The 8,577-nt window shown below is 72.6% G+C and carries 6 protein-coding genes and 1 pseudogene; 3 read left to right on the top strand and 4 right to left on the bottom strand.

The annotated features are described in order from the left end of the window. Positions 1-211 (top strand): sirohydrochlorin chelatase (locus tag BU198_RS09885; RefSeq protein ID WP_411293170.1); only part of this gene is annotated, 211 nt, incomplete at its 5' end. 26 nt (positions 212-237) lie between these two features. Here BU198_RS09885 and BU198_RS09880 read toward each other — a convergent pair. The 4 genes from BU198_RS09880 to BU198_RS09865 form a co-directional block, all read right to left on the bottom strand. Then, the gene (locus BU198_RS09880) at positions 238-609 is read right to left on the bottom strand and encodes a hypothetical protein (protein ID WP_188296460.1); all 372 of its coding nucleotides are present in this window, start codon (positions 607-609) and stop codon (positions 238-240) included. 234 nt (positions 610-843) lie between these two features. Further along, entirely contained in the window at positions 844-2,535 is a 1,692-nt protein-coding gene (locus tag BU198_RS09875) for a DEAD/DEAH box helicase (RefSeq protein WP_188296459.1), read from the bottom strand. Between the two features lie 161 nt (positions 2,536-2,696). After that, positions 2,697-2,903, bottom strand: a complete 207-nt coding sequence (locus tag BU198_RS09870; protein WP_188296458.1) for a cold-shock protein — start codon at positions 2,901-2,903, stop codon at positions 2,697-2,699. A gap of 295 nt (positions 2,904-3,198) precedes the next feature. Continuing rightward, entirely contained in the window at positions 3,199-5,397 is a 2,199-nt protein-coding gene (locus BU198_RS09865) for an MMPL family transporter (protein ID WP_188296457.1), read from the bottom strand. Positions 5,398-5,961: 564 nt separating this feature from the next. On the opposite strand from BU198_RS09865, the gene BU198_RS09860 reads away from it, so the two are divergent. Both BU198_RS09860 and BU198_RS09855 read left to right on the top strand, forming a co-directional pair. Beyond that, positions 5,962-8,196 carry an MMPL family transporter gene (locus tag BU198_RS09860; RefSeq protein ID WP_188296461.1) on the top strand — a complete coding sequence of 745 codons (2,235 nt, stop codon included), beginning with the start codon at positions 5,962-5,964 and terminating at the stop codon, positions 8,194-8,196. Between the two features lie 135 nt (positions 8,197-8,331). Next, positions 8,332-8,577 (top strand): annotated as a pseudogene (locus BU198_RS09855) (aminoglycoside phosphotransferase family protein); the annotation flags it as partial.

Raw genomic sequence — 8,577 nt, 5'->3', positions numbered from 1 at the left:
CGCCCTGCGCGCCGCCGGCGCCCGGCACACCGCCGTCGCCCCCTACCTGCTGGCCCCGGGCCTGCTGCCCGACCGCATCGCGGCCGCCGCCGACGGCGCGGACACCGTCGCGGCCGTCCTCGGCGCCACCCCCGAGCTGGCGGCCCTCCTCCTACAGCGCCACGACGAGGCCCTGCGGGCCACGGCCACCACCCGGGCCCTCACCGCCTGAGCGGAAGCACCCCGGCTCCGCCGTCGTCACCGACCCGGGTCGGTCCGGGCGGCCTCCTCCGCCGCGTGCAGGCGTTCCGCGTCCGCGACGGCTCCCCACTCCCCGTCCCGTTCGAACTGCGCCTGGACGTGTGCCGTACGCCGGTGCTGCTGGTACCGCGCGGCCGCGGCCGTGATCACGCTGAGCGGCACCGGCGCGCCCGGGTCCACGACTGCGGCCTCGATCCACTCCCGCATGATCGCCGTCGCCGTCACCCCCCGTACCACGGCCCGGCGCCGCACCTCGGCCATCACCGGCCCCGACAGCCCCAGCAGGGCGGCGACCGTCACCGGTCCGGCCTCCGGAGAGGCCCCTCCCCCGTTCGGCTCCTGCACCAGCCGTGCGTCATCGTCCGCCACCTGCCACCCTCCGGTCTCCTCCGCGCCTCAGCCTGCCGTCGACACCGGGCGCACGACCAGCCGCCGTCACCCCCTCGGGTGACGGCGCCCGGAAACGCGGACGGCGCACACGGCGAGCCGTGCGCGCCGTCGGACCGGGGCCGCACCGACCGTAGCCACAACGGCCCGTGCCCCCGATGCCCTCGTGGCGAGGGCATCGGGGGCACGGGCCGAACGATCAGGCCTGGCCGGACGTCAGTCGAACGTGCGGCGCTGGCGCCCGGTCCCGTAGTTGGAGCCGGACTTGGCACCGCTGCCGGGCTTGGCGCGGCCGGCGGAGCGGCCGATGAAGCCGGCCGCCTGCGGGCGCTCACCCTGGGCGGCGGCGCCCATCCGCTGCTTGGGGCGGGGGCGGCGCGGGTTGCCGTTCATGTCGACGTCGGCGGGCAGCGCGGAGCGCTTGCCGGGCCGGCGGCGCGAGGAGCCGGACTTGGCCCCGGCGGCCTTGTCCGCACCGGCCTTGCCGGCGGCGGCCTGGTCGGCGGCGACCGGCACGGCCAGCGTCACCGGGACGCCGCTCGGCGTGCGGGCGCCGGTGATCCGGGTCAGGTCGGCGTCGCCCGGGCGGATCTTGGTGACGGTCGGGCGGATGCCGGCGACCGTCATCAGCCGGTTGACCTCGCGGCGCTGCTCGGGCAGCACCAGGGTGACGACCGTCCCGGACTCGCCGGCCCGGGCGGTGCGGCCGCCGCGGTGCAGGTAGTCCTTGTGATCGATCGGCGGGTCGACGTTGACGACCAGGTCGAGGCCTTCGATGTGGATGCCGCGGGCGGCGACGTTGGTGGCGATCAGCGCGGTGACGTGGCCGTCGCGGAACTGGTCCAGGACCCGGTTGCGCTGCGGCTGGGACTTGCCGCCGTGCAGGGCGGCGGCCATCACGCCGTTGGCGAGCAGCTGCTTGGCCAGCCGGTCGGCGCCGTGCTTGGTGTGCACGAACATGATCACCCGGCCGTCGCGGGAGGCGATGTGCGCGGTCGCGGAGGCCTTGTCCGTCGCGTCCAGCTGGAGGACGTGGTGGTCCATCGTGGTGACGGCGCCGGCCGAGGGGTCGACCGAGTGGGTCACCGGGTCGGTCAGGAAGCGCTTGACCAGCCGGTCGACGTTGCGGTCCAGGGTGGCGGAGAACAGCATCCGCTGCCCGCCCTCGGCGACCTGCTCCAGCAGCTTGCTGACCTGCGGCAGGAAGCCCATGTCGGCCATCTGGTCGGCCTCGTCGAGGACGGTGATCGCGACGTCGGAGAGGTTGATGTCACCGCGCCCGATCAGGTCGTCCAGCCGGCCGGGGGTGGCCACCAGCACCTCGGTGCCGCGGCGGACCGCGTTGGCCTGCCGGTTGATCGACATGCCGCCGACGACGGTGGTGATCCGCAGGTTGACCGCGGTCGCGTACGGAGTGAGCGCGTCGGTGACCTGCTGGGCCAGCTCGCGGGTGGGCACCAGGACGAGGGCCAACGGGTACCGGGAGTCGGCGCGCTTGCCGGCGGTACGGGCGAGCAGCGGCAGGCCGAAGGCCAGGGTCTTGCCGGAGCCGGTGCGGCCGCGGCCGAGCACGTCGCGCCCGGCGATCGAGTCGGGCAGCGTGGCGCCCTGGATCGGGAAGGGCTCGGTGACGCCCTCGCGGGTGAGCGCCGAGAGGATCCCCTTCGGCAGCTCCAGCTCGGCGAAGGTCGCCGCCGGGGGCCGGGCCGGGGTGCCCTGGACCACGGTGAAGTCGGTGGCCTCGGGGACGGCGGCGGGGCGGTTCTGCTTGGGGGCGCCGGCGCGGTTGCGCGGCTTGCGCGGGTGGTCGCCGCCGCCGGTGCTGCGGCGGGCCTGGTCACCGCCGCGGCGGGTCTGGTCGGTGGTGCGGGAGCCGCGGTCGCGCGGCGGGCGGGCAGAGGTGGTCACGAAATCTCCGTCGGTCGGTCGTCGGCAGCCCGCGGTGCGGGCTGGGTCGGCCGTCGGAGGGAAATTCGCCGCCCCGGCCGTATGGCGGCATGAGCGGGGGCCCGCACCGTGCGGTGCGGGCCCCCGCTTCGCGATGATCGCGAGTCAGCGTGGAGCTGACGTCAGCCGATGATCGAGATGTTCTCGGCCTGCGGGCCCTTCTGGCCCTGGGTCACGTCGAACTCGACCTTCTGGCCCTCGAACAGCTCACGGAAGCCCTGAGCCGAAATGTTCGAGTAGTGGGCGAACACGTCAGCGCCGCCACCATCCTGCTCGATGAAGCCGAAGCCCTTTTCGCTGTTGAACCACTTCACGGTGCCGGTAGCCATAACCGTCTCCTCTAACTGGGGCATCAGAGATCCACACCTCGTGGATCCCCAAGTAGCCGCGATCCCCATCCGGAGGCTGAAACACCGGACAAAACAAATGCGCCTGTCGGTTGGTACCAGCAGGCGCACACCACGTTCATGGGAACCAAAACTGCAACTGCTTCGACTGTAGCACGGTGCCACCCCGGTTGACCGGGGATTTTCCCGCCTCGTAGATCACGTTTGGCGGGCCGGGGAAAGGGGCAGGCCGCGCCCCGCCGAAGCGGGGCGCGGCCTGTTGTCCAGGACCGGTCGGTCAGCGCCGTCCGGCCGGCTCCGGCACCCCGTGGGTGCCGGTCAGCGGGGCCGGGCCCCCGCCGTGGCCGTGGCCGTGGTCCGGGCTGTCCGCGTGGCCGGGCCACCAGGCGCGGTGGCCGAGCAGCGCGGTGAGCGCCGGGGTGAAGAACATCGCCATCACGAAGGCCGCCAGCACGATGCCGAAGGCCAGCGAGAAGCCGAGCTCCATGAAGAGCACGTTGCCCGCGAGCATGAAGGTCGCGAACGACGCCGCCAGGATGAACCCGGCCGCCGCGACGGTCGGGCCGCCGTGCTTGACGGCCTCGCTGGCCGCCTCGCGCGGGTTGCGGCCCTCGCGGGCCTCCTCACGGAGGCGGGCGATGATCAGGATGTTGTAGTCCGTGCCGATCGCCACCACGAAGAGGTAGATGAAGATCGGCAGCATGAACATCAGGCCCGGCTCGCCCTTGACGTTCTGGAACAGCAGGGTGGTGGCACCGAGGGTGGCACCGAAGCCGAGGCCGACCGAGGCCATCAGGTACCAGGGCGCGACGACGCTGCGCAGCTGGAGGCCCAGGATGATCATGATGAGCAGGGCCGCGATCGGGAAGACCAGCGTGTAGTCGTGCACCATCGCGGTGTTGATGTCCTTGTACACCGCGGTGACGCCGCCGACCAGCGCCTTGCTGTCGGACGGGGCCGACGCGTGGGCAGTGTCCCTGACCTTCTGGATGGTGTCGATGGCCTTGTTGGAGGCCGGCACGTCCTTGAGCAGGACGGTGAAGTCACCGGTGGCGCCGTCGGCGCTGATCGTCTTGGCCTCGGCGGTCGGCGCGACCACGCTGGCCACCCCGGGGACGCCCTGGAGCTTGTCGGCGAAGTCCTTGATCGCCGCGTCGTTCAGCTTGGCTCCGCTGCTGGTCAGGAAGACGTGGCTCGGGTCGGCGGCGCCGGCCGAGAACGCCGTCATCAGCTTCTCCTCGACGACGATCGACTCCTTGCCCTTGGGCATCGAGCTGCCCGCCAGGTCGTAGGTGCCGTTGTAGTTGACGCCGGCCAGGGCCAGCATCAGCAGGACGCCGCCGGAGACCAGGGCGACCAGACCGGGCTTCCTGCCGGTGATCCGGCCCAGCGCGGCGAAGCGGGCGTTCTTCGGCTCCTGCATCCACTTCTTGCCCGGCCAGAACACCCCGCGGGAGGGGATGACGGCGAGCACGGCGGGGGCCAGGGTCAGCGAGACCAGGGCGGTCGCGACGACCGCGATGGCCAGCGCCGGGCCGAGCGCGGTGAACATGCCCAGGCTGGAGAGGATCAGCACGGCGAAGGCGACGGCGACGGCACCGGCGGCGGAGGCGATCGCCTCGCCGACCCGGCCGACGGCGTTGGCCACGGCCGTCTTGCGGTCCTCGCCCAGGCGCAGCCGCTCGCGGTAACGGAAGGCCAGGAAGAGGAAGTAGTCGGTGCCGACGCCGAGGACCACGATGATCAGGATCGCCGAGGTCATCGGGGACGACTTCAGGTCGAACATCTTGATCGCGTCGGCGATCAGGCCGTTGGACACCGGCATCGCGATGGCCAGCGAGAGGATGACCGGCAGGATGCCGGCCAGGATGCTGCGGAAGATGACGCCGACGATCAGGATGACCAGCAGCAGGCTGCCGAGCATGACGATGGCGTCGGTGGCGCCGGAGGACTCATTCTGGTCCAGGGCGCTCGCGGCCCCGCCGCCGACCTGGAACTTCAGGCCGGAGCCGTCGGCGAGCTTGGTGCCCTCGCTGCGCAGCTTCTTCGCGGCTTCGGTGTACTCCTCGCTCTGCATCTTGGTCTTGTCGATGGCGACCATGGACAGCGCGTACTTGCCGTCCTTGGACTTCGAGGTCTTCGGGTCGACGGGCACGACCGTCTCGACGGCGGGTATGTGCGCGTCGGTGAGGCCCTTGACGACCTTGTCCATCGAGGCCTGGTCGGCGTCGTTCAGCGCCTGGCCGTCATTGCGCTCGAAGAGCAGCAGCGCGGCCGGGGTGAAGCTCGACGGGAAGGCACGCTCCTGGAGCTGCGCCGCCTGGATGGATTCGTAGTGCTTGGGCAGGAACGCGGACTCGTCCGTCTGCGAGGTGACCTTCGGCGCCGTCATGACGATGGCGAGCATCGCGACGACCCACGCGGCGATCACCCACCACGCGCGACGAACGACGAACTGTCCTAGTCGGTGGAACATGCTCGAATGCCTCCTGGGCATGGTTCACCGCAGCCCTTGGGGGACGGGACGCTGGGCGACGGCAGGACCGGTGCGGGGAATGCCCGGCGGCACTCCCTTGCCGGTCGGCAGGTAAGTAGGTCTGGGGCGTCATCCTACGAGTACTTGCTTGCCGCCCGGCAAGGAGCCCCCGTTGTGCATTCAACCCCCGTGGGGCGCCCGTGGGCGGCCCCGCCCCAGTCTCCCCCGAACACGGCCCCGTTGACCTCGTACTGCGGGTGGAGTCTTCTCCCCCTCAAGGTGGAGGCACATCCCCTACCCCCCGGGAGGAGATCTCGGGGTCCAGGGGTAGGGAAAACCCCACCCCGGCCCCGAGGAGAGCCCCAGGAGAAGGCCACCCGCCAGCCGGATTATCCGTCAACTCCCGTCTCCCTAGGGTTGGTCGGGACGCCGGACGGACAGCCGGCGCACCGCAGCCGGCGGTCCCCGACCAGGGCCGCCGCTCCCGGCCGGCGACACCCGCCGACCTCCCAGGGGGGAACCACCGTGAAGCCCGTGAAGTCCAGGCTCGGCCTGGCCGCCGCGATGGGCGCCTGGAGCGCCCGGCACCGCAAGACCGCCGTGTTCGGCTGGCTGCTCTTCGTCGTCCTGGCCGCCGCGATCGGCACCGCGCACGGCAGCACCCAGGTGACCGACGCCGAGTCGATACCCGGGCAGGTCTCCAGGGCCGCGGTGATCCTCGACGAGGCCGGACTGAAGACCCCGTCGGGCGAGACCGTCCTGGTCCAGAGCGCCACCCGCCTCGCCGACGACCCCGAGTTCCGCACCGCCGTCGGCCAGGTGGTCGCCGCCGTGAACGGCACCGGCCTGGCCGCCGAGGTCCGCTCGCCGTACGACACCGGGGCGGTCTCCGCCGACGGCCACTCCGCGCTCGTGACGCTGACGCTCAAGGGCGACCGGACCGAGGCCGCGGAGCACGTCCAGTCGGTGCTGGACGCGGTGGCCGGCGTGCAGGAGCGGCACCGGGACCTGACCGTGGTCCAGCTCGGCGACGCCAGCTCCGGCAAGTGGATGCAGGACCAGTTCGCGAACGACTTCGCCCGCGCCGAGTGGACGGCCGTACCCCTCGCCCTCGGCATCCTGCTGGTCGCCTTCGGCGCGCTGGTCGCCGCCGTGCTGCCGGTGGTGCTCGCGCTCACCGCCTTCGTCGCGGCCGCCGGACTGGTCGCGCTCAGCAGCGGGTTCCTGCACACCAGCAACGACGCCAGCTCGGTGATGCTGCTGGTCGGCCTCGCCGTCGGCGTCGACTACTGCCTCTTCTACCTGCGCCGCGAGCGCGAGGAGCGGGCCGCCGGGCGGGACGCGGCCACCGCGCTTGCCGTGGCCGCCGCCACCAGCGGCCGGGCGGTGCTGGTCTCCGGCGTCACCGTGGTGGTCGCCATGGCCGGCATGTTCCTCACCGGGATCGCCACCTTCCGCTCGATGGCCTTCGCCACCATCGTGGTCGTGATCACCGCCGTGCTCGGCTCGCTCACCGTGCTGCCCGCGCTGCTGTCGATGCTCGGCGACCGGGTCGAGAAGGGCCGGGTGCCGTTCCTCGCCAGGCTGCGCCGCCCGGACGCGGCGCGGACCGGCGGACGGTTCTGGAACGCGGTGCTCACCCCGGTGCTGCGCCGCCCGCTGGCCGCCACCGTGCTCGCCGGAGCCTTCCTGCTGGCCCTGGCCGCGCCGATGCTCACCATGAACACCGCCAACCTGACGTTCCAGCAGCAGCTGCCCGCGGGCAACCCCCTGGTCGCCGCCTCGCAGAAGATCGAGGCCGCCTTCCCGGGCAGCCCGGGGCCCGCCAGCGTCGTGATCAAGGCCGCCGACATCGACTCCCCCGCGATGACCGCCGCGATCGCCGACCTCAGGGCGAAGGCCCTGGCCAGCAGGCTGATGCACGGCCCGGTCGAGGTCGCGGTGCACGCCGACAGGAACGTCGCCACCGTCGACATCCCGCTCAACGGCACCGGCAACGACGCCACCAGCAACGACGCCCTGCGGAGCCTGCGCGAGGACCTGGTGCCCGCCACCGTCCTCAAGGTGCCCGGCACCGAGGCCCCGGTCACCGGCCGCACCGCCGGGTCGTACGACTTCAACCACACGATGACCGGCTCGATGCCGCTGGTCTTCGCCTTCGTGGTCACCTTCGCCTTCCTGCTGATGCTCACCTCCTTCCGCTCGCTGGCCGTCGCCGTCACCGCGGTGGTGCTCAACCTGCTGTCGGTGGGCGCCGCGTACGGGGTGCTGACGCTGGTCTTCCAGCACGGCGTGGGCGCCTCGCTGCTGGGCACCGCCGGGGTCGGCGCGGTGGAGTCCTGGGTGCCGCTGTTCCTCTTCGTGATCCTCTTCGGGCTCTCGATGGACTACCACGTCTTCGTGGTCTCCCGGATCAAGGAGGGCCACGACCGCGGCCTGCCGACCAGGGCCGCGATCGCCGACGGCATCCGCTCCACGGCCGGGGTGGTCACCAGCGCCGCGGTGATCATGGTGGCGGTGTTCTCGGTCTTCGGCTCGCTGTCCATGCAGGTGATGAAGCAGATGGGCGTGGGCCTGGCGGTCGCGGTGCTGATCGACGCCACGGTGATCCGCGCGGTGCTGCTGCCCTCCGTGATGACCCTGCTGGGCGACCGCAACTGGTACCTGCCGCGCTGGCTGAACTGGCTGCCGGACCTCTCGCACGGCGAGTCCGTCCCGCCGGCCGGTGCCGGGCAGGCCCTGCCCGAGCGGCCGGCCGCCCCGGCCGAGGGGGCGCGCCACCGCAGGGCCGGGGTCTGACCCGGCGCCCCTGGACCGACCGCCCCGACCCGCACCGGTGCCGGGCCCCGCAGCGCGCGGGGCCCGGCACCGGTGCGTCATGATGATCACCGTCCGGGGTCCCCCGGATGAACGTCGGCGAAACGGAACCCAGTCATGATCCCCTTCGACGAGGGCCGCGCCCGGCTGCTGCTGGCCCAGGCCTGCGAGTCCGCCGGGCTGGCCGCCCCCGACGGGGCCACGCTGCTCGCGCTCGGCGAGAACGCCGTCTTCGACCTCGGCGGCCCGGCGGTGGTCGCCAAGGTCGGCCGCGGCCCCGAGCTGTACGACCGGGCCAGGCGCGAGCTGGCCCTCGCCCACTGGCTGGCCGGGCAGGACGTGCCCGTGGTGCGCCCGTACGAC

Origin of the sequence: Streptomyces sp. CBMA156, from assembly GCF_014596515.1 — a bacterium.
Classification (GTDB): Bacteria; Actinomycetota; Actinomycetes; order Streptomycetales; family Streptomycetaceae; genus Kitasatospora.
The sequence above is the reverse complement of the archived record's forward strand: the minus strand, read 5'-3'. Positions and strand labels throughout refer to the sequence as shown.

Coding starts and splice junctions, on each gene's coding strand:
- BU198_RS09865 (WP_188296457.1), bottom strand. CDS start 5,397: ATGTTCCACCGACTAGGACAGTTCGTCGTTCGTCGCGCGTGGTGGGTG.
- BU198_RS09870 (WP_188296458.1), bottom strand. CDS start 2,903: ATGGCTACCGGCACCGTGAAGTGGTTCAACAGCGAAAAGGGCTTCGGC.
- BU198_RS09860 (WP_188296461.1), top strand. CDS start 5,962: ATGGGCGCCTGGAGCGCCCGGCACCGCAAGACCGCCGTGTTCGGCTGG.